The sequence below is a fragment of the Pseudomonas sp. SC11 genome, from assembly GCF_047039205.1.
In the GTDB taxonomy this organism is placed as follows: Bacteria; Pseudomonadota; Gammaproteobacteria; order Pseudomonadales; family Pseudomonadaceae; genus Aquipseudomonas; species Aquipseudomonas boreofloridensis.
The window spans coordinates 4409309-4433263 of sequence record NZ_CP178183.1 but is presented as its reverse complement, the minus strand read 5'-3'; the positions used below and the strand labels follow the sequence as shown (position 1 = coordinate 4433263).

Sequence of the window (23955 nt, the reverse complement as noted above, 5' to 3'; positions counted from 1 at the left end):
AGGCCGCTCCGGCAAGCGCCTAGTGGCGTGCAGGAGCGGCCTCGTGCCGCGACAGGGCCGCCAAGCGGCCCCAACGGTGTGTTGATTACAGCGCAGCGATCCGCGCGTGTTGCTCGGTGAAGTTGGCCAGTGCCTGTTCGGACTCAGCCAGCTTGGCGCGCTCCTTCTCGATCACCGCCGGCGGTGCCTTGTCGACGAAGGCGGCGTTGGACAGCTTGCCGCCGACCCGCTGGACTTCGCCCTGCAGGCGCTGGATTTCCTTGTTCAGGCGGGCCAGCTCGGCATCCTTGTCGATCAGGCCAGCCATGGGCACCAGCACCTGCAGATCGCCTACCAGGGCAGTGGCCGACAGCGGCGCTTCGTCCTGCTCGGTGAGCACGGTGAAGGACTCGACCTTGGCCAGCTTCTTGAGCAGGGCTTCGTTGTCCTGCAGGCGACGCTGGTCGTCGGCGTTGGCGTTCTTCAGGAACAGCGGCAGCGGCTTGCCTGGGCCAATGTTCATTTCGGCGCGAATGTTGCGCAGGCCCACCATTAATTCTTTGAGCCACTCGATATCGCCCTCTGCGGCCGTATCGATGCGGCTTTCGTTGGCCACCGGCCACGACTGCAGCATGATGGTCTTGCCCTGAACACCGGCCAGCGGCGCGATGCGCTGCCAGATTTCTTCTGTGATGAAGGGCATGAACGGATGGGCCAGGCGCAGCACCACTTCCAGCACGCGCACCAGCGTGCGACGCGTGCCGCGAGCACGCTCGATTGGCGCGTTCTCGTCCCACAGCACCGGCTTGGACAGCTCCAGGTACCAGTCGCAGTACTGGTTCCAGACGAACTCGTAGAGCGCCTGGCTGGCCAGGTCGAAACGGAACTGCTCCAGCTGGCGGGTCACCTCGGCTTCGGTGCGCTGCAACTGCGAGATGATCCAGCGATCGGCCAGCGACAGCTCACAGGCTTCACCGTTCTGGCCGCAATCTTCGCCCTTGTCCAGCACGTAGCGGGCGGCGTTCCAGATCTTGTTGCAGAAGTTGCGATAGCCTTCGACACGGCCCATGTCGAACTTGATGTCGCGACCGGTGGAGGCCAGCGAGCAGAAGGTGAAGCGCAGGGCGTCGGTGCCGTAGCTGGCGATGCCCTCGGGGAATTCGGCCTTGGTCTGCTTGGCGATCTTCTCGGCCAGCTTGGGCTGCATCATGCCGCTGGTGCGTTTCTCCAGCAGCGCCTCGAGGGTGATGCCGTCGACGATGTCCAGCGGGTCGAGCACGTTGCCCTTGGACTTGGACATTTTCTGTCCCTGACCGTCACGCACCAAGCCGTGCACGTACACGGTCTTGAACGGCACCTGCGGGGTGCCGTCTTCGTTCTTGATCAGGTGCATGGTCAGCATGATCATCCGGGCGACCCAGAAGAAGATGATGTCGAAGCCTGTGACCAGCACGTCGGTGGAGTGGAATTTCTTCAGGAACTCGGTCTGTTCCGGCCAGCCCAGGGTGGAGAAGGTCCACAGCCCCGAGCTGAACCAGGTGTCCAGGACATCGTCGTCCTGGCGCAGGGTCACGTCGGCACCCAGGTTGTGCTTGCTGCGCACTTCCTGTTCGTTGCGCCCGACATATACCTGGCCAGCCTCGTCATACCAGGCTGGGATGCGGTGGCCCCACCACAGCTGACGGCTGATGCACCAGTCCTGGATGTCGCGCATCCAGGAGAAGTACATGTTCTCGTACTGCTTGGGCACGAACTGGATCCGGCCATCTTCCACGGCAGCGATGGCAGGCTCGGCCAGGGGCTTGGTGGAGACGTACCACTGGTCGGTCAGCCAAGGTTCGATGATGGTGCCGGAGCGGTCGCCCTTGGGCACTTTCAAGGCGTGGTCGTCGACACTCACCAGCAGGCCCTGGGCATCCAGATCAGCCACCATCTGCTTGCGCGCGACGAAACGGTCGAGCCCGGCGTACTGGGCCGGCAGGGACGTATCGACGCGCTCGTTGACGCTGCCATCGAGGTTGAAGGCCTGCACGGCGGCGAGCACGCTGGCGTTCTTGTCGAAGATGTTCAGCAGCGGCAGGTCGTGGCGCTTGCCGACTTCGTAGTCGTTGAAATCGTGGGCTGGGGTGATCTTCACGCAGCCGGTGCCGAATTCAGGGTCGCAGTAATCGTCAGCGATGATCGGGATGCGGCGACCGACCAGCGGCAGCTCGACGAATTGGCCGATCAGGGCCTGGTAGCGCTCATCGTGCGGGTTGACCGCAACGGCGACGTCGCCCAGCAAGGTTTCCGGACGGGTGGTGGCCACCACCAGGTGGTCCTTGCCTTCGGCCGTGGTAGCGCCATCGGCCAGCGGGTAGCGCAGGTTCCACAGATGGCCCTTTTCGTCGTGGCTTTCCACTTCGAGGTCGGAAATGGCGGTGTGCAGCTTGGTGTCCCAGTTGACCAGGCGCTTGCCGCGGTAGATCAGACCGTCTTCATGCAGGCGCACGAACGCTTCTTTCACTGCTTCGGACAGGCCGTCGTCCATGGTGAAGCGCTCACGGCTCCAATCGACCGACGAACCCAGGCGACGAATCTGACGGCTGATGTTGCCGCCGGACTGGTCTTTCCACTCCCAGACTTTTTCCAGGAACTGCTCGCGGCCCAAGTCGTGACGATTCTGGCCTTTGGCTTCGAGCTGGCGTTCGACGAGCATCTGCGTCGCGATGCCGGCATGGTCGGTGCCCGGCTGCCACAGCGTGTCGCGGCCCTGCATGCGGCGGAAGCGAATCAGGGCGTCCATGATCGCATTGTTGAAGCCGTGGCCCATGTGCAGGCTGCCGGTGACGTTCGGCGGCGGGATCATGATGGTGTAGGACTCGCCTGCACCTTGCGGAGCGAAATAGTTTTCCGACTCCCAGGTGTTGTACCAGGAAGTTTCGATGGCGTGCGGCTGGTAGGTCTTATCCATGCGCGGCGGGACCCTTAGGCATTAATTCGGGAAAGCCGGGAAGTATAACCAAGCTGCGAGCTGCAAGCGACAAGGAGGGCGCGCGTCAGGCTCATCGAAGCTGGACCACGATGAGCGCAACGGGCAGCGCGCGGCGGCTTACTCCGAACGCTTGATAAGGCGTTCCATGCGCGCCTCGAGGCGACGCTTGATTTCGGCTTCGATGTGCGGGGTGTAGTCGTTGATCACGTCTTGCATGATCGATTGCGCGGCGGCGCGCAACTCGGCGTCCAGGTGCAACAGGGTGTCCTGGCGCCGGGTTTGCGAGTCTTCGGCTGGCGCCGGTGCCGGTTCGGCGCTTGGCGCAGCGATTGGCGAAGATGCGTCCAACTGCAGGGGCATCTGCTCGACGGTTTCGGTGAGCAGCGGCGGCTGCAGGTCGGCGTCGCCCAACAGCTGGCGAATCGACTCGAGGTCGTCGAGCAGGTGGGCGGATGGGTTCTGGGAAGTGGGTTTGTCCATCGTCGTCAAAGTCGCTGTAAGCGGTGATCTTGCAGAGCATAGCCCTGTTCACGGTAGAAACGGAATCGGTCTCGGGCCGACTGGCGGATGGCTGCGTCCTCGACGACGATTTCCGCCACCCGCTCGAACTGGCCGACGAAGGCCGGCACACTGGCGCCGAGGTTGATCAACAGGTCGTGATGTTCGCCCGCACTGGCATCGATGCCCAAGGCCACCTGGGCTTCAGGGTGCTGCTCGGCCAGGTCGTGGGGGACGAACGCCTCGCCCTTGAAGCGCCACAGGCGTTCGTCCAGATCCACGCGCTGCGCCTCGTCCTGGCAATGCAGGTAGACCCGATGGCCCAGGCGCCAAGCCTTCTCGCACAGCTTGCAGGCGAAGTCCAGGCGCGCCGACAGCGAGTCGGTGGGCAGAATGTAGAAGTCGACTTTGCTCATGGTCGGTCAGGTCGTCAGCGACGAGGCGACGGCAGCGCCATCGCCTCGCTGCCATCAAACGCCTGCGCGGTCCAGCAAGTACTGGGTCAGCAGGGGCACCGGACGCCCAGTGGCGCCTTTGTCCTTGCCGCCGCTGGTCCAGGCGGTGCCGGCGATGTCCAGGTGCGCCCAGCTGTAGTTCTTGGCGAAGCGCGACAGGAAGCAGCCGGCGGTGATGCTGCCCGCCTTCGGGCCGCCGATGTTGGCGATGTCGGCGAACGGGCTGTCCAGTTGTTCCTGGTACTCCTCGAACAGCGGCAGTTGCCAGGCGCGGTCGTCGGCGCGCTTGCCGGCGTCGAGCAGTTGACCGACCAGATCGTCGTTGTTACCCATCAGGCCGGAGGTGTGGCTGCCCAGGGCGACGATGCAGGCACCGGTGAGGGTGGCGATATCGATCACGGCCTGCGGCTTGAAGCGCTCGGCGTAGGTCAGGGTATCGCACAGCACCAGACGGCCCTCGGCGTCGGTATTGAGGATTTCCACGGTCTGCCCGCTCATGGTGGTGACGATGTCGCCAGGTCGGGTCGCGCCGCCACTGGGCATGTTCTCGGCGCAGGCCAGCAGGCACACCAGGTTGATCGGCAGTTGCAGTTCGAGCACCGCGCGCAGGGTGCCGAACACGCTGGCCGCACCACCCATGTCGTATTTCATTTCATCCATGCCGGCGCCCGGCTTGAGGCTGATGCCGCCGGTGTCGAAGGTGATGCCCTTGCCGACCAGCACGAACGGCCTGTCGGTCTTCTTGCCGCCCTGGTACTGCATGACGATCAGTCGTGGTGGCTGATCGCTGCCCTGGCCGACGGCGTAGAACGCGCCCATGCCCAGGTCCTTGATCTTCTTCTCGTCGAGCACTTCGACCTTCAGGCCCTTGTGCGCCTTGCCCAGATCCTTGGCCTGCTCGGCGAGGAAGCTGGGGTGGCAGATGTTCGGTGGCAGGTTGCCCAGGTCGCGGGTCAGCGCCATGCCGCTGGTGATGGCGGTGGCGTGCTTGACCGCGCGCTCGACCTCGGACAGGCCGGCCTTGTCGGCCAGCAGGGTGACCTTCTTCAGGGCGCGCGGCTCGGCTTTCTGGCTCTTGAAACGGTCGAACACGTAGGTGCCGTCGAGCAGGGTTTCTGCCAGCAGGCGGTATTTGCCGTAATGACCGTCACGATTGGTCACGGCGATGTCGTCCAAGGCCAGCACGGCGTCGGTGCCGGCCAGGTTGCGCAGAGCCCCGGCGACGCTGGCGACCAGCTTGCGCCATGTGCGGTCGCCCAAAGCCTCTTCCTTGCCGCAGCCGACCAGCAGTACGCGCTCTGCCTTGAGGCCCGGCAGGTTGTGCAGCAACAGGGTCTGACCCGGCTTGCCGACCAGATCGCCGCGCTTGAGGATGGCTGCCAGGGCGCCTTCTGTCGCCAGGTCGATGGCCTTGGCGACGGCGCCAAGCTGACGGCCTTCACCGACCGGAACGACCAGAGTGGCGGTTTTCACGGATGCTGCGGCTACGGTCTTTACAACCAGTTGCATGTGAGGGTCCCCGAATGATCTGTAGAGTGGCGACGGCCGCGCAAGCGACGCGCCCGGCCTGGCGGCGCTGTCGCGTGCCAGTGGAAAAGCTGCCAGTTTGAGCCTGCCGGCGCCTCGCTGACAACCCCGGAGCCCGCTTTTGCAGGGGGGCGTCCGGCTTTCGCCAGTCAGGACATTCGCTGTGATGCGCCGCCAAGTGACAGGCGCCCCCAATCACAGGATAATGCGCGCACTTTTGAATGGAGGTTCGCTGCTGGCGAACCGGCGCGGGTCCTGATTGTCCTTTCAGTCAGTGTCCTGGCAATCCGCCCCTGACAACCCAGGAGTGTCTGGTTTGATCGTCTTTCGTTATCTGTCCCGCGAGGTCCTGGTCACCTTGAGCGCCGTCAGCGCCGTGCTGTTGGTGATCATCATGAGCGGGCGCTTCATCAAGTACCTGGCCCAGGCGGCCCAGGGTGCACTCGATCCGGGTGTGCTGTTCCTGATCATGGGCTTCCGCCTGCCGGGGTTTCTGCAGCTGATCCTGCCGCTGGGGTTGTTCCTCGGCATCCTTCTGGCCTACGGCCGGCTCTACCTGGAAAGCGAGATGACCGTGCTCTCGGCCACCGGCATGAGCCAGCAGCGCCTGCTGACGCTGACCATGGCGCCGGCTGCGCTGGTCGCGCTGTTGGTGGCGTGGCTGAGTCTGAGCCTGGCGCCGTTGGGCGTTGCCCAGGTGCAGAAGATCGTGGCCCAGCAAGATGCCTTGACCGAGTTCGATACCCTGGTGCCCGGTCGCTTCCAGAGCCTGCGTGACGGCACCCGTGTCACCTATGCCGAAACGATGTCCGACGATCGGGTCAATCTCGGTGGCGTGTTCATCTCCGAGAAGCGCTTCAACCAAGACAAGACCAAGGACCGTGCGCCTTCGGTACTGGTCGCCGAAAAGGGCCATCAGGAAGTCCAGGCCGACGGCAACCGCTACCTGATCCTGGAAAACGGCTATCGCTACGATGGCAACCCAGGCGAGGCCGGTTATCGTGCGATCAAGTACGAGACCTACGGTGTGCAATTGCCCAAGCCGGAAGTCAGCCAGGAGGTCACCGAGCGCGAAGCCATCCCGACCTCCGACCTGATCGGGCACGACGGTCTGCGCGAGCGCGCCGAGCTGCAATGGCGGCTGTCGCTGCCGCTGCTGGTCTTCATCGTGACGCTGCTGGCGGTGCCGCTGGCCAGGGTCAATCCACGCCAGGGTCGCTTCCTCAAGCTGCTGCCGGCGATTCTTCTGTACATGGCCTACCTGACGATGCTGATTTCCGTTCGCGGTGCCCTGGAGAAAGGCAAGCTGCCGATTTCCCTTGGCTTCTGGTGGGTACACACGCTGTTCCTGCTCATCGGTCTTGCGCTGATGTACTGGGAGCCGCTGCGCTTGAAGATGGCCTCGCGCCGTGCGGGGGTGAGCCGTGGTTAAACTCGACCGTTACATTGGCAAGAGCGTACTGCTGGCCATTCTCGCCGTGCTGGGGATCATCCTCGGCCTGGCCTCGCTGTTCGCCTTCATCGACGAGATGGGTGACCTGAGCGACACCTACAGCCTGCTCGATGCCAGCAGCTATGTGCTGCTCACCGCGCCGCGCCGCCTCTACGACATGCTGCCGATGGCCGCACTGATCGGTTGCCTGATTGGCCTGGGCAGCCTGGCCAGCAGCAGCGAATTGACCATCATGCGTGCCGCTGGCGTGTCCATCGGCCGCATCGTCTGGGCGGTGATGAAGCCGATGCTGGTGCTGATGCTGGTCGGCCTGCTGATCGGCGAATACGTCGCCCCGGTCACCGAGAACAAGGCCCAGGCCGAGCGTTCGTTGGCCCAGGGCGGTGGCGAGGCGCAGAGCTCCAAGCGAGGCATGTGGCACCGCCAGGGCGACGAGTTCGTGCACATCAACTCGGTGCAGCCCAACGGCCTGCTGCTGGGCGTGACTCGCTACCGTTTCGACGACGAGCGCAAGATTCTCAGTTCCAGCTTCGCCCGCCGTGCCCTGTACAAGGACGAGCGCTGGGTGCTGCATGACGTCAACACCACGTTCTTCAAGGGCGATCACACCGAAGTGGTGCAGGTGCCGGAAGAACTCTGGGATGTTTCGGTGACGCCGGAACTGCTCAATACCGTGGTGCTGCCGCCCGAATCGCTGTCGATGACTGGGCTGTGGGAGTACATCCATTACCTGGCCGATCAGGGTCTGAACAATGCCCGCTACTGGCTGGCGTTCTGGAGCAAGATTCTGCAGCCGGTGGTGACCGCCGCATTGGTGCTGATGGCGATCTCCTTCATCTTCGGTCCGCTGCGCTCGGTGACCTTGGGTCAGCGCGTGTTCACCGGGGTGCTGGTGGGCTTCGTGTTCCGCATCGCCCAGGATTTGCTCGGCCCCTCGAGCCAGGTGTTCGGCTTCCCGCCGTTGCTGGCGGTGGTGATACCGGCAGGGGTCTGCGCCCTTGCAGGGGTATGGCTGCTACGAAGGGCGGGATGAGCCTAGCCTTGGCGTAAACGACAAAGCCGACCTTAGGGTCGGCTTTTTGTTGGCCGCTGCGCAGAGCCTAGCCGCCGTCATTTCTTCGACTTTGGCACGCGTACCAGCCGGGTTTCGGAGTAGATGTCATGCCAACTACGTTTGTGCTTGTCGATCAACGACCAGATGAACCCCAGGCCCAGGCACAGCCAGGACGCGATCGAGACCACGAAGCGCAGTAAAGCCTGCCACAACGTGATGGCGCTACCGTCGGCATTCTGCACGCGCACTCCCCAGACTTGCATGCCCAGCGTCTGGCCGCCGTGGGTCCAGAACTTGGCGAAGAAGCCGAACAGGGCGAACAGCAGTACCGTGGACAGCAGCGGGTCGCCATCCAGCGCGCCCGCCTCGGTGAGCGCTCGCATGCGAGCCTCGCCGATGATCGACATCTGGATCAGCTTGTAGGCGCCCGCCGTCACGATCAGCAGGGCCGTGCAGAGCAGGAAGTCGTAGAACATCGCTGCCAGGCGTCGGCCAAGGCCGACAGGCGGGAATTCACCCTGTGGAGTGAGCAAGGGCTTGGTCATGCACGGTGGCTCCGAAAGACGAAGCCGCCATTCTACGGTTAAAAAAAAGCCCCTGCACTTGGCAGGGGCTTTTTCGAAGCCGGATCGGCTTACTCTGCAACCTGAACCTTGTCAGCTTGCATGCCCTTCTGGCCTTGCACGGCTTCGAAGGTGACCTTCTGGCCTTCTTTCAGGCTCTTGAAGCCATTGCCTTCGATCGCGCGGAAGTGAACGAACAGATCCGCACCGCTTTCGGGGGTAATGAAGCCGTAACCTTTCTCGTCATTGAACCACTTGACGGTACCGTTCTGACGCTCAGCCATTTTCTTGCTTCCTATGAATCTTTAGATAGTGATTTCAGTTTCTTTCGTTTTGGAAGGACGAAAGAGTACTGGGCTGGGTTGCAGGAAAGTAAGAGACGTCAGACGGGTTGTAGCAAAATTCGGCTACTGGCCCAGGTCACGAACTGTTGCGACCCATGCAAACACAGTGAGCCGACTCTACGCCAACTCTCGCGACAAAAACAAGCCCCGAATCGCCTCCAGATCAGGCTTTTGCCGATTACCGACACAATGGTCGCAAACAGCATGGCGCCTGGGCTGGCGCCATGTTCGAAAGTTATTAAATGGGTTCGCAATCGAATAAGCGAGCGCTTAATGAATTACCTTCAACCTCGGTAGTAACGCGGTACAACGAAAGGCATTTTGCTGACCTTCAAGGCAACTTGTTTGCCCCGCACCACGGCGAACAGCGGCGTTTCCAATGCACTGTGTTCGCTATCGACATACCCCATCGCCACAGGCGCATTCAATGTCGGTCCGAAGCCACCACTGGACACCCTTCCGACCGTCTTGCCGGTGCCATCGACGATGTCGGCACCTTCTCGAACCGGGGTGCGCTCCTGTGGCAGCAGGCCGACGCGCTTGCGGGCCACGCCCTCACGCTGCTGCTCGAACACCCGCTCAGCGCCTGGGAAACCGCCCGCACGCGCGCCGTCGGCGCGACGGGCCTTGGACACGGCCCACCACAAGCTGGCTTGCACTGCGGTGGTGTCAGGGTCCATGTCGTGTCCATACAGGCACAGCCCGGCTTCCAGGCGCAGCGAGTCGCGGGCGCCGAGGCCGATGGGTTGTACCTCCGGTTCGGCCAGCAGGCGCCGCGCCAAGGCTTCGGCGTGCGCCGTGGGTACCGAGATCTCGTAGCCGTCTTCGCCGGTGTAGCCAGAGCGACTGATCAGGCAATCCGCCTCGAGCAGCGTCACGCGCCGCACCTGCATGAAGGTCATCTGCGCCACTTCAGGTGCCAGGCGCTGCAGCACCGAGGCCGCTGCCGGGCCTTGCAGTGCCAGCAGGGCGCGCGTCTCGAACAGCGGTTGCACCTCGCAGCGGGCGCCCAGATGCTCGCGCAGATGGGCCAGGTCCTGCTCCTTGCAGGCGGCGTTGACCACCAGAAAGAGCGTGTCGTCGCCGAGATTGGCGACCATCAGGTCATCGAGGATGCCGCCCTGTTCGTCGGTGAACAGCGCATAGCGCTGGGTGCCTACCGGCAGGTCGACGATATCCACCGGCACCAGGCTTTCCAAAGCGGTCGCCGCCTCAGGCCCGTGCAGCAGGATCTGGCCCATGTGCGAGACGTCGAACAATCCCGCCTGGCTGCGGGTGTGCAGGTGTTCCTTGAGTACGCCCAGCGGGTACTGCACGGGCATGTCGTAGCCGGCGAACGGCACCATGCGTGCGCCCAGTTCCAGGTGAAGGGCGTGCAGCGGGGTCTTGAGCAGTGTGGCGGACATCGATGACTCCTTGGAATGTGGTCCAGCCCTGCGCGCGAGCGGCAAGTGGCATTCGCGCGCAGGCCTTGCTAAGGCTGCGACGTTGGCGGCCTCAGACGTCCTGATAGCTTTCGATCGACGGGCAGGCGCAGACCAGGTTGCGGTCGCCGTAGACGTTGTCGACGCGACCCACCGGCGGCCAGTACTTGTTGTCCATCAGGCTGGGTACCGGATACACCGCTTGCTCGCGGCTGTAGCCGTGTGCCCAGTCCCCGACCAACTCGGCTGCGGTGTGCGGGGCGTTCTTCAGCGGGTTGTCGTCCCTGTCCAGGCTGCCGTTCTCTACCGCGCGAATCTCTTCGCGGATCTGGATCATCGCTTCGCAGAAGCGGTCCAGTTCCTGGCGCGACTCGCTCTCGGTCGGCTCGATCATCAGCGTGCCGGCCACCGGGAAGGACATGGTCGGGGCATGGAAACCGAAGTCGATCAGGCGCTTGGCCACATCATCGACGCTGATGCCGCTGGAGTCCTTGAGCGGGCGCAGGTCGAGGATGCATTCGTGGGCCACCAGGCCATTGCTGCCGCTGTACAGCACCGGATAGTGCTCTTCCAGACGGCGGGCGATGTAGTTGGCGTTGAGAATGGCCATCTGCGAAGCGCGCTTGAGCCCCGCCCCGCCCATCATGCGGATGTACATCCAGGTAATGGGCAGGATGCTGGCGCTGCCGAACGGCGCAGCGCAGACCGCCCCAGTAGTGTTCTCCAGCGCCGCATGGCCGGGCAGGAACGGTGCCAGGTGGGATTTGACGCCGATCGGCCCGACGCCCGGCCCGCCACCGCCGTGGGGGATGCAGAAGGTCTTGTGCAGGTTCAGGTGCGAGACATCGCCGCCGAACTTGCCTGGGGCGCACAGCCCGACCATGGCATTCATGTTGGCGCCATCGATGTACACCTGGCCACCGTTGTCGTGGATCAGCGCGCAGATCTCACCGATGGCTTCTTCGAACACGCCGTGGGTCGACGGGTAGGTGATCATCAGTGCGGCGAGGTGCTCGCGGTGCTGGCTGGCCTTGGCCCGCAGATCGTCGACATCGACGTTGCCGCGCGCGTCACAGGCAGTCACCACCACGCGCATGCCGGCCATGTGGGCCGTGGCCGGGTTGGTGCCGTGGGCCGAGGAGGGGATCAGGCAGATGTCGCGGTGGCTGTCGCCGCGGCTTCGGTGATAGGCGCGAATTGCCAGCAGGCCGGCATACTCGCCCTGCGAGCCGGCATTGGGCTGTAGCGATACCGCGTCGTAGCCGGTGGCAGCGCAGAGCATGGCCTGCAATTCATCGGTCAGTTGCTGGTAACCCTGGCTCTGGCTGGCCGGGGCGAACGGGTGCAGGTTGCCGAATTCGGCCCAGGTCACCGGCATCATTTCGCTGGCCGCGTTGAGTTTCATGGTGCACGAGCCCAGCGGGATCATGCTGCGGTCCAGGGCCAGGTCCTTGTCGGCCAGGCGGCGCAGGTAGCGCATCAACTCGGTTTCGCTGTGGTAGCGGTTGAATACCGGGTGTTCGAGGTAGCCCGAGCGGCGCAGCAGGGCCTGCGGCAGGCGAGAGACGGGGGCTGCGGCCAGGGCGTTGAAGTCGGGCAGGCGACGGCCTTCGGCGAACAGCCCCCACAGCGCTTCGACATCGGCTTGGGTGCTGGTTTCGTCCAACGACAGGCCCACGTGCGTGGCGTCGATCTGGCGCAGGTTGAAGCGCTGTGCCCGGGCTTTTTCGTGTAGCGCGGCGGTGGCCGCGCCGGTGTTCAGGGTCAGGGTGTCGAAGCAGGTGCTGTTGAGCACCGAGACGCCGAGGCTGTCGAGGCCGGCAGCGAGCACGACAGTCAGCGTATGCGTGCGTTCGGCGATGCGCTTGAGGCCGGCGGGGCCGTGATAGACGGCGTACATGCTGGCGATGTTGGCCAACAGCACCTGGGCGGTGCAGATGTTGCTGGTGGCCTTCTCGCGACGGATGTGCTGCTCGCGGGTCTGCATGGCCAGGCGCAGGGCGGTTTTGCCGAAGCGGTCGATCGACACGCCGACCAGGCGGCCCGGCATGTCGCGCTTGAACGCGTCGCGAGTGGCGAAGTACGCCGCGTGTGGACCGCCAAAGCCCAGCGGCACGCCGAAGCGCTGGGCGCTGCCGATGGCCACGTCGGCACCGAAGTCGCCCGGCGGGGTGAGCAGGGTCAGGGCCAGCAGGTCGGCGGCTACCGCCACCAACGCGTTGCCGTCGTGCAGGCGTTGGACCACTTCGCGGTAGTCGAACACTGCACCATGGCTGGCCGGGTACTGCAGCAGCGCACCGAAGTAGGCGCTGGTGTCCTGCAGCGCGAACTCATCGCCCACCACCACTTCGATGCCCAGCGGCTCTGCGCGGGTGCGCAGCACATCGAGGGTCTGCGGATGGCAATGCACGGAGGCGAAGAAGGCATTGCTGGCCTTGTTCTTCGACAGCCGCTTGCAGAAGGTCATGGCCTCGGCCGCAGCGGTGGCTTCGTCGAGCAGCGAGGCGTTGGCGATCGGCAAACCGGTCAGGTCGCTGATCAGCGTCTGGAAGTTCAGCAGCGCCTCCAGGCGACCCTGGGAAATTTCCGGCTGATAGGGGGTGTAGGCGGTGTACCAGGCCGGGTTTTCCAGCAAGTTGCGCAGGATCGGCGCCGGCGTGTGGGTGCCGTAGTAGCCCTGGCCGATGAAGCTCTTGAACAGCACATTGCGTGCAGCGATGGTCTTGAGGGCCGCGAGCGCGTCGGCTTCGCTTTGGCCATCGGCATGACCGAGCACGCTGGTGCCCTTGATGCTTTCGGGAATGACCGCAGCGGTCATGGCTTCGAGCGAATCGAAGCCCAGGGTGTGCAGCATGCCCTGTTCGTCGGCGCTATTCGGGCCGATGTGGCGGGCGATGAATTCGTTGGCGGTGCCGAGGTTGCTGGTCATGGTGGTGATCCTCAGGCGTCGGCGTTGGCGTTGAGCAGGCGGTCGTAGGCGTCCTGGTCGAGCAGGGTGGCCACTTCAGCCATGTCGGCGGGCACGAAGCGGAAGAACCAGCCTTGGCCCAGTGGGTCTTCGTTGACCTGTTCCGGGCTGTCGTTGAGGTCTTCGTTGACGGCGACCACTGCGCCAGTGAGCGGCATGTACACACCGCTGGCGGCTTTGACCGATTCGACGGTGGCGGCTTCGGCACCTTTGTCGTAGTGCTGCAGCTCCGGCAGTTGCACGAAGACCACATCGCCCAGGGCGTTCTGGGCGTAGGCGGTAATGCCGACGGTGACGCTGCCGTCCGCTTCGACGCGCAGCCATTCGTGATCTTCGGTGAAACGCAACTCGCTCATGGGAAATCCTCGTAACGCAGGGGTCGATGGGCGCGGTGGTTCCGCGCTCTTGAGATGGGATTTCACCTAGCAATAATGCGGCCACTCGAATGGAAGCCCTTCAATTCAATGGGTTGGGGGCTTTTTGTGGGTGCGGGGGAGCGTGGAGATGGAATGAAAACGCTACGGCGCAAAAGTGGGAACAAAAGATCGACCAATCAAACCTTTGCAAAGACAAGCGCAACAGGGTTTGTACTGATTTCATTACGGTGTATTGAAATCAGTACGGCTGTGGTCGGCCTCAGGACTTTCCAGAGATGCCGTACTTGCGCAAGCGCTGCGCAATGGCGGTATGCGAGGTATGCAGCCGCGCGGCGAGTTGGCGCGTCGAGGGGTAGCTGGCATAGAGCCGTTGCAGCAAACTGCGCTCGAAATCGCCGACGGCCTGTTCCAGGCTAGCCACTTCGCCATCCTGCCCGCGCGCGACCGACGTGCCAGCAATGTCCAGATCGCCAATGTCCACCAAGTGGCTTTCGCAAATGGCGGCGGCGCGGAAAATCACGTTCTGCAACTGGCGCACGTTGCCCGGCCAGGGGTTGGCCAGCAGCGCCTGGTGGGTGGCGGGCGCCAGGCGGCAGGGCGGGCGCTGGATCTGGGTGCAAGCCTGCTGCATGAAGTAGTGGGCCAGCATCAGGATGTCCTGCCCGCGGTCGCGCAAGGGCGGCACTTGCAGGTTGAGCACGTTCAGCCGATAGAACAGGTCTTCGCGGAAGCTGCCTTCAGCGACCATGCGCTCCAGGTCGCGGTGGGTGGCGCTGATGATGCGCACGTCGACCTTGACCTCACGGTCGCCGCCAACCCGGCGGAAGCTGCCGTCACTGAGAAAACGCAGCAGCTTGGCTTGCAGGTACGGCGACATTTCGCCGATCTCGTCGAGGAACACCGTGCCTTTGTTGGCCAGCTCCATCAGACCGGGCTTGCCGCCGCGCTGGGCGCCGGTGAAGGCGCCGGGGGCATAGCCGAACAGCTCGCTCTCGGCCAGACTCTCGGGCAGCGCGGCGCAGTTGAGTGCCAGGAATGGCGCGGCCTGGCGGCTGCTCAACGCATGGCAGGCGCGGGCCACCAGTTCCTTGCCGGTGCCGGTTTCGCCATGCACCAGCAGCGGCGCATCCAAGGTCGCCACGCGCAGGCCGCGGGCTTTGAGGGTGCGGATGACCGGCGACTCGCCGAGCAGTGCATCGAAGCCTTCGGCGCGGTCGTGCCGCAGCGCCGACAGGCGCTCACCCATGCGGTTCGGCGGATACAGCGTGAGCAGGCCACCGGCCTGGGTGATCGGTGTGGCGTCGAGCAGCAGGCTCTGGCCATTGAGCTGCATTTCGCGCATGGGCAGGTGGAAGTTGTTGTCCAGCAGGGCCTGGAGCAGGTTGTCGTCGCCGAACAGCTCGCCCACCGAGCGGCCGGCCGATTCGCGCCCGCACAGGGCGATCAGTGCCGGGTTGGCCAGCAGCACCTTACCGGCGCTGTCCACGGCCAGCACCGGATCACTCATGGCCGCCAGCAGGGCATCGAGCTGCAGGTGACGGCGCTGGCCGGGCAAGATGTCCACTACCTCCACCGCCTGCACGCCGTGCACCTCGAACAGCGCATCGTGCAGCTCTTCGAGCACGGCAGGGCTCAGGGTCGGTGCGTCGATGTAGACGTTGGGCGGAACCATCTCCACCGCATCGAGGTTGAGGTGACGGGCACCGAGCAGGGCCAGGACTTCCTGGGTGATACCGACGCGGTCGATGAAGCTGACGTGGATGCGCATGGGGGCGAGCGGTCTTGGGACGAGACGCAGCAGTATGCCTCGAGATGCCTGGCGCGCCCACACGAACGGTGCATGGTGGGCGCTGGGGTCACTGCAAATGTTCAGGCTTGATCGGATCGCCGGACTTCACCGCCAGCGTCTGGCGGATGTCTTCGAACATGTGGTCGTAGAGTTTGTGCGGCGAGTTCAGGCTCTCGAACTTCTTCGGCGCCGGAAGGTGTGCCTGCGCCCTGCGCGTGAGTTGCATGAGAAAGCTCGGCAGGACCTGGTCCTTGGCCAGGAAGAAGCGTTCGTCCACCGGTTTGCCTTCGATGCTGCCATGCATGTGGAACTGGATGCCGTGCCCTTCCTTGGGGTCCTGGGTGGCCTCGTACTCGATGGCGAGGTCGTAGCTGTGGTCGTGGCTGTTGAGCGCGACGCGCTCGATGTGCACGTGACCAGGATGGAACTGGGCCATGGGGCGTCCTCCTGTAAATCGAAAACGGCCGGTGGGGCGCACCGGCCAACTGCGTTCAACGGTAGCTGATCCCGGGCAGGCCGGTCGATATGCGTGTACCGGCGGTGCCTTTGACGATGTCCTCGATGTTCTCCAGCGAGCTGATGACTGCGACCTTGCCGGTATTGCGGGCGAACTCGCAGGCGGCTTGGACCTTGGGGCCCATGGAGCCGGCGGCGAAACCGAGCGTGTCCAGCGCGTCCGGGTGCGCCTGGGCGATGGCGGTTTGCGTCGGCTTGCCGAAGTCCACATAAGCGGCATCGACGTCGGTGGCGATGATCAACAGGTCGGCGTCGAGCTGCTCGGCCAGCAGCGCGGAACACAGGTCCTTGTCGATCACCGCCTCGATGCCCTTGAGTCGTCCATGGGCATCGTACATCGTCGGAATGCCGCCACCCCCGGCACAGATCACCAGTGTGCGCTTTTCCAGCAGCCATTTGATCGGGCGGATTTCGAAGATACGCTTGGGTTTGGGGCTGGCGACCACGCGGCGGTACTTGTCGCCATCGGCCTTGACCACCCAGCCCTTTTCCTGCGCCAGGCGCTCGGCTTCCTGCCGCTCGTAGACCGGTCCGATGAACTTGGTCGGGTCCTTGAAGGCCGGGTCGTCGGCATCGACTTCGACCTGGGTGAGCAGGGTGGCGAAGGGCACCTCGAAGTCGAGCAGGTTGCCCAATTCCTGCTCGATCATGTAGCCGATCATGCCTTCGGTCTCAGCGCCCAGCACGTCCAGCGGATAGGCCTCGTCAGGCTTGTAGGCCTGGCCCTGGAGCGACAGCAGGCCAACCTGCGGGCCGTTGCCGTGGGCGATGACCAGCTCGTTGCCCGGATGGATGCGGGCGATACGCTCGGCAGCGGTACGAATGTTGGCGCGCTGATTGTCAGCGGTCATCGGTTCGCCGCGGCGAAGCAGGGCGTTGCCGCCCAGTGCAACCACGATACGCATGGGGAATCTCCTTTGGGATACCACTGCGAGCGGTGAGCGTCGAGCGGCCAGTAGACGCGCGGTCGGGCTGAGGCTCGCAGCTTGACGCTCAAAGATCGGCGAGGGTCGAGACCAGGATCGCTTTGATCGTGTGCATGCGGTTCTCGGCCTGTTCGAAGGCGATGCAGGCCGGGGACTCGAACACGTCGTCGGTCACCTCGATGCCGTTGGTCAACTCCGGGTACTGCGCGGCGATCTGCTTGCCGACCTTGGTCTCGCAGTTATGGAAGGCGGGCAGGCAGTGCATGAATTTGGTCCGCGGGTTGCCGCTGGCCTGCATCAGCGCAGCGTTGACCTGATAAGGCTTGAGCAGCGTGATGCGCTCGCCCCAGGCTTCGATCGGCTCGCCCATCGACACCCACACGTCGGTGTGGATGAAGTCCACGCCCTTGACGGCCGCGCGCGGATCTTCGGTCAGGGTGAGGCGTGCGCCGCTTTCTTCGGCGTACTGCTTGCAGCGTTGCACCAGATCGTCGTGGGGCCAGAGGTCCTTGGGCGCGGCGATGCGCACATCCATGCCGAGCTTGGCGCCGATCAGCAGCAGCGAGTTACCCATGTTGTTGCGCGCATCGCCCAGGTAGGCATAGCTGATGTCGTGCAGCGGCTTGTCGCTGTGCTCGCGCATGGTCAGCACGTCGGCGATCATCTGCGTGGGGTGGTATTCGTCGGTCAGGCCGTTGAACACCGGAACGCCGGCGAATGTGGCCAGCTCCTCGACGATCTCCTGCTTGAAGCCGCGGTACTCGATGGCGTGGTACATGCGCCCGAGCACGCGGGCGGTGTCCTTCATGCTTTCCTTGTGGCCGATCTGCGAGGAGTTGGGATCGATGTAGGTGACGTTGGCGCCTTGGTCATAGGCGGCGACCTCGAAGGCGCAGCGGGTGCGGGTGGAGGTCTTCTCGAAGATCAGCGCGATGTTGCGGCCCTTCAGGTGCTGCTGCTCGGTGCCGGTGTACTTGGCACGCTTGAGGTCGCGCGACAGGTCCAGCAGGTACTTGAGTTCGCGGGTGCTGTGGTGTTCGAGGCTGAGCAGGTTGCGGTTACGCATGTTGAACGCCATGACGGTGTCTCCTTGGGTTCGGTAGGCTCGTGTGGCCGGGAATGACGGCTCTCAGTAGTCGATCGGGTCGCGCACGATCGGGCAGGTCATGCAGTGGCCGCCGCCGCGACCCCGGCCCAGTTCGCCGGCGCTGATGGTGATCACTTCCACGCCGGCCTTGCGCAGCAAGGTGTTGGTGTAGGTGTTGCGGTCGTAGCCGATGACCACGCCGGGCTCCAGGGCCACCACGTTGTTGCCGTCGTCCCACTGCTCGCGCTCGGCGGCGAAGCTGTTGCCACCGGTTTCCACGACTCGCAGTTTCACCCCCAGGTGTTCGCCGACCACGTCGATGAACGATTTATGTTCCCGGCGTACGTCCATGCCGTAGGGCTTGCTCTCGTCGGGGCGAATGATGAACGGCACGATTTCGCTGACCACCTCCGGGAAGACCGTGACCAGGTCGCGGTCGCAGAAGCTGAACACCGTGTCCAGGTGCATCGCTGCGCGCGACTTGGGCAGGCCGGCGACGATGACTTTTTCCACCGCGCCCTTGGCGAACAAGCTCTGCGCCAACTGGCCGATGGCCTGGCGCGAAGTGCGCTCGCCCATGCCGATCAGCACGACGCCGTTGCCGATCGGCATCACGTCGCCGCCCTCGAGGGTGGACTGGCCATGCTCCTTGTCAGGGTCGCCGTACCAGACCTGGAAGTCGGCCTGGGTGAACTGTGGGTGGAAGCGGTAGATGGCCGTGGCCAGCAGGGTCTCCTGGCGGCGCGCCGGCCAGTACATGGGGTTGAGCGTGACGCCGCCGTAGATCCAGCAGGTGGTGTCGCGGGTGAACTGGGTGTTGGGCAGCGGCGGCAGGATGAAGCTGGAATGGCCCAGGTAGTCGTTGTACATCTTCACCACTGCCGCGCCTTCGCTCTGCGGCAGGTCCTGGCCGGCCACGCCGCCGATCAGGAATTCGGCCAGGTGGCGCGGCTCCAGGCCCTCCAGCCAACTGCGCACTTCGTTGGTGAGGCCGACGCCGACGGTGTCCGGCGAAATCTTGCGGTCGAGGATCCAGGCCAGCGCCGCCTTGTCCTGCACGATGTCGGTCAGCAGGTTGTGCATCTCCAGCACCTCGACGCCGCGCTCGCGCATCTTGGTGACGAAGTCGAAATGGTCGCGCTTGGCCTGGTCGACCCAGATCACATCGTCGAACAGCAGTTCGTCGCAGTTGCTTGGGGTCAGCCGCTTGTGCGCCAGCCCCGGTGCACAGACCATCACTTTGCGCAGTTTGCCGGCTTCTGAATGGACGCCGTATTTCGCTTTGTCCGCGGACATGAGGTGTTCCTCCAGCAAGAGGTGATTCACAGGGGCAGGAAGCCGTCGTACAGGCCGTAGGCTGCCAGCAGGGCGCCCAGGACCACGGCGGCGAAGATCAGTTTTTCCAGGCGGCTGAAAATGGGTTGGCCCACTTCGTGCCGGGCCTTGGCGAACAGGATCGCGCCCGGTGCGTAGAGCAATGCCGACAGCAGCAGGTACTTCACGCCGCCGGCGTACAGCAGCCAGATGGCGTAAAGCAGGGCGATGGTGCCGATGGCCAGGTCCTTGCGTCGTTCGGCGAGGGCCTGCGCGTAGGTTTCCCCGCGCACCGCCAGCAGTACCGCATAGGCCGCCGACCACAGGTAGGGCACCAGGATCATCGAGGTGGCGAGGTAGATCAGCGACAGGTAGGTGCTGTTGGAAAACAGGGTGATGACCAGGAAGATCTGCACCATGGCGTTGGTCAGCCACAGGGCATTGGCCGGCACATGGTTGGCGTTCTCACGGCGCAGGAACGCCGGCATGGTGTGGTCCTTGGCGGCCGCGAACATGATTTCCGCACACAGCAGCACCCACGACAGCAGCGCCCCCAGCAGCGAAATGATCAGGCCGACACTGATCAACAGCGCCCCCCAGTGACCGACGACGTGTTCGAGCACGGCGGCCATCGATGGGTTTTGCAATCTGGCCAGTTCCGGTTGGGTCATCACGCCCATCGACAGCACGTTCACCAGCACCAGGAACAGCAGCACGGTGACGAAGCCGATGACCGTGGCCTTGCCCACGTCGGCGCGTTTTTGCGCCCGTGAGGAAAAGATGCTCGCGCCTTCGATGCCGATGAACACCCATACGGTCACCAGCATCATGTTGCGCACCTGGCTCATCACCCCGCCCAGGTCGGGTGAGCCCAGTCCCCAGATGTCGGCGGTGAACACGTCGAGCTTGAAGGCGAACAGACAGATCAAGGCGAACAGCAGCAACGGCACCACCTTGGCCACCGTGGTGACCAAGTTGATGAACGCCGCCTCCCTGATGCCGCGCAGCACCAGAAAGTGCACGCCCCACAACAACAGCGAGGCGCCGACGATGGCCGCTGGCGTGTTGCCCTGGCCGAAGATCGGGAAGAAATAGCCCAAGGTGCTGAACAGCAGGACGAAATAGCCGACATTGCCTAGCCAGGCGCTGATCCAGTAGCCCCAGGCCGAAGAGAAGCCCATGTAGTTGCCGAACCCGGCCTTGGCGTAGGCGTAGACGCCGCCGTCCAGGTCGGGCTTGCGGTTGGCCAGGGTCTGGAACACGAAGGCGAGGGTGAGCATGCCCACGGCGGTGATTGCCCAGCCGATCAGCACCGCGCCGACCCCGGCGCTGGCGGCCATGTTCTGCGGCAGCGAGAAGATACCGCCGCCGATCATCGAACCCACTACGAGGGCAACTAATGCACCAAGTTTGAGTTTTCCGGGAGCATCAGACATTTAACGACTCCACGTCAGGAGGAAGTTGCTGAAAGAATAAATCCGACGCGTTCGACATTCGCTGATTTGGATCAGTCGTTGAGGATTCGTCGTCAGAAACTTCCCGCTCGCTAGTTCGAAATTGAAGACGAAAGCGATCCATCCCTCTGCATGAAGGCCATGTGCCACAAGGCTTTGAGGTCGGCCGCCAGAAAAACACCGCGTTTGCCAAGCGAACTTTCAACCTAGTCGTTTCCTGGGGCTTCGCCCATTTTTCTCGTCTTCAAAGGCGATAAGTGCTCAGGATGTGAAACGTTTGGCACTCGGCTTCTGGATAAGCGCTCACCGATAGACAGATCCGTTATGAGTCATTTAAATTTAATGGTTTTAGTTGATATGACTGTCATGAAATCTCACGCTTCAATTCGACCGTTCAACTGCCGTGCGCACGGTGAGGGTGCTCCTTGATGGGCGAGCAAGGACACAAACTGGGCCTGGGCGCGCTCGTCGCCTTGGTCGTGGGGTCGATGATCGGCGGCGGTATCTTTTCGCTGCCGCAGAACATGGCCGCCCGTGCCGAAGTGGGCGCGGTGCTGATCGGTTGGTCGATCACCGCCGTGGGCATGCTGGCGCTCGCGTTCGTGTTCCAGACCCTGGCCAATCGCAAGCCGACACTCGACTCGGGCGTGTATGCCTACGCCAAGGCCGGGTTCGGCGACTATCTGGGTTTCTGCTCGGCTTGGGGCTATTGGATCAGTGCCTGGATGGGCAATGTCGGCTATTTCGTCCTGCTGTTCAGCACGCTGGGGTTCTACGTTCCGTTGTTCGGCGAAGGCAATACGCCCCTGGCCATCGGCTGTGCCTCACTGTTGCTCTGGAGCGTGCACCTCTTGGTGCTGCGCGGCATCAAGGAGGCGGCGTTCATCAACCTGGTCACGACCGTGGCGAAGGTCGTGCCGCTGCTGATCTTCATCGTCATCGCCGCTTGCGCTTTTCGCGCCGATGTCTTCACCCGCGATGTCTGGGGCCTGGATACGCCGCAGTTGGGCAGCGTGCTGGAGCAGGTGCGCAGCATGATGCTGGTGACGGTGTTCGTGTTCATCGGCATCGAGGGCGCCAGCGTCTATTCCGGGCGCGCGCGGCGTCGCTCGGATGTCGGCAGGGCGACGTTGATCGGTTTTCTCGGCGTGTTGGCGCTGTTGGTGCTAGTCAATGTGCTGTCGCTGGGGGTGATGAGTCGTGGCCAGTTGGCAGGATTGCCGAACCCGTCGTTGGCTTCGGTACTGGAACACCTGGTAGGCCCCTGGGGCGCGCTGCTGATCAGCGTCGGCCTGGCGGTGTCGCTGCTCGGCGCCTTGCTGTCGTGGGCGTTGCTCTGTGCCGAGATCCTGTTTGCCACGGCCCGTGACGGCACGATGCCGCGTTTTCTCGCCAAGGAGAACGCCAACCAGGTGCCGGCCAATGCGCTGTGGCTGACCAATGGCATGATCCAGGGTTTCCTATTGATCACGCTGTTTTCTGCTGGCACCTACACCAGCCTGATCTACCTCGCCTCGTCGATGATCCTGATGCCGTACTTCTGGTCGGCCGCCTATGCCGTGAAGTTGGCCTGGTGCGGCGAGGGTTATGCCGGGCAGTCGGCCGCGCGGCGCAAGGACCTGATGATTAGTCTGCTGGCCCTGGTGTATGCGCTGTGGTTGCTGTACGCCGGTGGCGCCAAGTACCTGCTGCTCTCGGCGCTGCTGTATGCCCCTGGGGCAATCCTGTTCGCACGGGCTCGCCGAGAGCAGGGCCGGGCGCTGTTCAGCCGATGGGAGACGCTGATCTTCGCCGTGGTGCTGCTGGGCGCCGGGGTGGCGGCCTGGGCGCTTTCCGTGGGGCTGCTGAGTCTTTAGCGTCCCGCCCTGTGACGGTCACCAGGCCGGGCGGGCCGAACCCAGCTCGCTGGCGCCCAGTGCCCACTCCAACTGCGCGCAGCCCACTCTCAACGGACCCTTGAGCCGCTGCGCCACGCCCCAGGGCGTTTGCTCCAGGTGGGGATCGAGATCGTCGGCGCTTTCTTCGGCCAGCGGCAGGTCTTCGCCGACCGTGCCGTGCTCGACCAGCAAGGCGGCGGTGCGCGCCAACGACAGGCGCGCGCGGCACCCGGCGCCGCTGTGCAGGCGCTGTTGCAGGCCCCGAATCGCTTCGGCGGCCATCAGGTAACCGGTGGCGTGGTCGAGCGCCTGCACTGGCAGCGGTATGGGTTTTTCCGCCTGCTGCCAGCGCATGCCTTCACGGGCGATACCGCTACTCATCTGCACCAGGCTGTCGAAACCCCGACGATCCTGCCACGGCCCGCTCCAGCCGTAGGCATTGAGGCTGACGTCGATCAGGCCGGGGTTGAGCCGGCGCCGATACCGCGCGCCGAAGCCCAGACGCTCCAGAGCATCGGCGCGATAGCCATGCAGCAGGACGTCGGCGTCGGCAAGCAGGGCAGCGAACGTCTCGCGGTCTGCGGGGGCGTGCAAGTCCAGACGCGCGCAGCGCTTGCCGAGGGTGACCTCAGCGACCAGCGAGGGCTCTTCCCAGGCTGGCGGGTCGATACGCAGGACCTGGGCGCCGAAGCCGGCCAGCAGGCGGCTGGCCGTGGGGCCGGCGATGATGCGGGTCAGGTCGAGTACCTTGAGCCCTGCCAACGGACGCGTCGGTGTGCCCTGCCAGGTCAGGATCGGGCCGGCTTCGAAGCCTTCGCGCAGCACCAGCGGCTCCTGGTTGACGGCCAGGCCCTGGGGATGCGCGCACCACTGCGCCCAACTGCGCATCTTCGCCGCGCAGCCGCCGGCCTGGACCACGGCGCTTTCCAGCGCTTCGGCATCCCAGCGCGCGACCTCGGCGGCGACGGCCTGGCGTTCGGCGGGGGTGCCCAGCACAGCCAGTGCCGCCTGACGGTGATGGGCGGCGTTGGTGTGCAGGCGAATCCAGCCGTCACGGGTGGGGTAGTCGCCCGCGATGGCGTCCCACAACGGCGGTGTCTGCCAGCCGTGGGGACGCAGGCTGGTGGCGAACCAGAACGAAGCCAGGCGCCGGTCGACGCTGACCAACGGGCATTGGTCGGTCTGTTGTTGCAGCAGCCTGGCCAGGGCCAAGCCAGCGGCTGCCACACTGGCGGCGGCCAGGTCGGTGACGGCGAAGGTCGAGGGCAGCGCGCCGATGCCGTGCCAACGCAGGGCGCTGCTGTCCAGGTCGAGTGCTTGGGCGATGGTGTCGAGCATCTGATGCATGCAGGATCCTCCGTGCTGGGAGTCATTGC

19 protein-coding genes are annotated in these 23955 nt (G+C 64.1%); 3 read left to right on the top strand and 16 right to left on the bottom strand.

The features are described 5' to 3' along the window. Positions 1-85: 85 nt before the first annotated feature. The 4 genes from ACK2SD_RS19765 to ACK2SD_RS19750 form a co-directional block, all read right to left on the bottom strand. Positions 86-2932: a valine--tRNA ligase gene (locus tag ACK2SD_RS19765; RefSeq protein ID WP_412460650.1), complete on the bottom strand. Its 2847-nt coding sequence runs from the start codon at positions 2930-2932 to the stop codon at positions 86-88. Between the two features lie 138 nt (positions 2933-3070). Next, positions 3071-3433: a DNA polymerase III subunit chi gene (locus tag ACK2SD_RS19760; protein ID WP_412460649.1), complete on the bottom strand. Its 363-nt coding sequence runs from the start codon at positions 3431-3433 to the stop codon at positions 3071-3073. A 5-nt stretch (positions 3434-3438) separates the two neighbouring features. Further along, entirely contained in the window at positions 3439-3867 is a 429-nt protein-coding gene (locus tag ACK2SD_RS19755; protein ID WP_412460648.1) for a DNA polymerase III subunit chi, read from the bottom strand. A 54-nt stretch (positions 3868-3921) separates the two neighbouring features. Next, positions 3922-5415 (bottom strand): leucyl aminopeptidase, encoded by a 1494-nt coding sequence (locus ACK2SD_RS19750; RefSeq protein WP_412460647.1) that lies wholly within the window; start codon positions 5413-5415, stop codon positions 3922-3924. 334 nt (positions 5416-5749) lie between these two features. On the opposite strand from ACK2SD_RS19750, the gene lptF reads away from it, so the two are divergent. Both lptF and lptG read left to right on the top strand, forming a co-directional pair. Beyond that, entirely contained in the window at positions 5750-6865 is a 1116-nt protein-coding gene (lptF, locus tag ACK2SD_RS19745) for an LPS export ABC transporter permease LptF (RefSeq protein WP_342649599.1), read from the top strand. Then, a complete protein-coding gene (gene lptG, locus ACK2SD_RS19740) occupies positions 6858-7919 on the top strand; it encodes an LPS export ABC transporter permease LptG (protein ID WP_029613580.1) in 1062 nt (353 codons plus the stop codon). Before lptF ends, lptG begins: the two co-directional genes overlap by 8 nt. 77 nt (positions 7920-7996) lie before the next feature. On the opposite strand, the gene ACK2SD_RS19735 is transcribed toward lptG, so the two are convergent. The 11 genes from ACK2SD_RS19735 to arcD (ACK2SD_RS19685) form a co-directional block, all read right to left on the bottom strand. Beyond that, complete coding sequence (locus ACK2SD_RS19735) at positions 7997-8485, bottom strand: RDD family protein (protein ID WP_412460646.1); 489 nt, start codon at positions 8483-8485, stop codon at positions 7997-7999. Positions 8486-8574: 89 nt separating this feature from the next. After that, the gene (locus ACK2SD_RS19730) at positions 8575-8787 is read right to left on the bottom strand and encodes a cold-shock protein (protein ID WP_029613578.1); all 213 of its coding nucleotides are present in this window, start codon (positions 8785-8787) and stop codon (positions 8575-8577) included. 344 nt (positions 8788-9131) lie between these two features. Continuing rightward, entirely contained in the window at positions 9132-10253 is a 1122-nt protein-coding gene (gene gcvT, locus ACK2SD_RS19725) for a glycine cleavage system aminomethyltransferase GcvT (protein ID WP_412460645.1), read from the bottom strand. A 91-nt stretch (positions 10254-10344) separates the two neighbouring features. Then, positions 10345-13200 (bottom strand): aminomethyl-transferring glycine dehydrogenase, encoded by a 2856-nt coding sequence (gcvP, locus tag ACK2SD_RS19720; protein ID WP_412460644.1) that lies wholly within the window; start codon positions 13198-13200, stop codon positions 10345-10347. An 11-nt stretch (positions 13201-13211) separates the two neighbouring features. Further along, positions 13212-13595, bottom strand: a complete 384-nt coding sequence (gene gcvH, locus ACK2SD_RS19715) for a glycine cleavage system protein GcvH (protein ID WP_412460643.1) — start codon at positions 13593-13595, stop codon at positions 13212-13214. A gap of 280 nt (positions 13596-13875) precedes the next feature. After that, the gene (locus ACK2SD_RS19710; RefSeq protein WP_039575665.1) at positions 13876-15384 is read right to left on the bottom strand and encodes a sigma-54-dependent transcriptional regulator; all 1509 of its coding nucleotides are present in this window, start codon (positions 15382-15384) and stop codon (positions 13876-13878) included. A gap of 88 nt (positions 15385-15472) precedes the next feature. Then, entirely contained in the window at positions 15473-15841 is a 369-nt protein-coding gene (locus ACK2SD_RS19705; protein WP_029613575.1) for a DUF5064 family protein, read from the bottom strand. 55 nt (positions 15842-15896) lie between these two features. After that, entirely contained in the window at positions 15897-16826 is a 930-nt protein-coding gene (gene arcC / locus ACK2SD_RS19700) for a carbamate kinase (RefSeq protein WP_039575667.1), read from the bottom strand. Between the two features lie 88 nt (positions 16827-16914). Then, positions 16915-17925, bottom strand: coding sequence for an ornithine carbamoyltransferase (locus tag ACK2SD_RS19695; protein WP_039575669.1), 1011 nt, complete (start codon positions 17923-17925; stop codon positions 16915-16917). Between the two features lie 51 nt (positions 17926-17976). Continuing rightward, positions 17977-19230, bottom strand: coding sequence for an arginine deiminase (gene arcA, locus ACK2SD_RS19690; RefSeq protein ID WP_039575671.1), 1254 nt, complete (start codon positions 19228-19230; stop codon positions 17977-17979). Positions 19231-19256: 26 nt separating this feature from the next. Then, entirely contained in the window at positions 19257-20684 is a 1428-nt protein-coding gene (gene arcD, locus ACK2SD_RS19685) for an arginine-ornithine antiporter (protein WP_412460642.1), read from the bottom strand. Positions 20685-21130: 446 nt separating this feature from the next. On the opposite strand from arcD (ACK2SD_RS19685), the gene arcD (ACK2SD_RS19680) reads away from it, so the two are divergent. Further along, positions 21131-22558, top strand: coding sequence for an arginine-ornithine antiporter (arcD, locus tag ACK2SD_RS19680; RefSeq protein ID WP_304483857.1), 1428 nt, complete (start codon positions 21131-21133; stop codon positions 22556-22558). An 18-nt stretch (positions 22559-22576) separates the two neighbouring features. Here the strand turns inward: arcD (ACK2SD_RS19680) and ACK2SD_RS19675 are convergent, their stop codons facing one another. Beyond that, positions 22577-23926, bottom strand: a complete 1350-nt coding sequence (locus ACK2SD_RS19675) for a CoA transferase (RefSeq protein WP_412460641.1) — start codon at positions 23924-23926, stop codon at positions 22577-22579. Between the last annotated feature and the right edge of the window lie 29 nt (positions 23927-23955).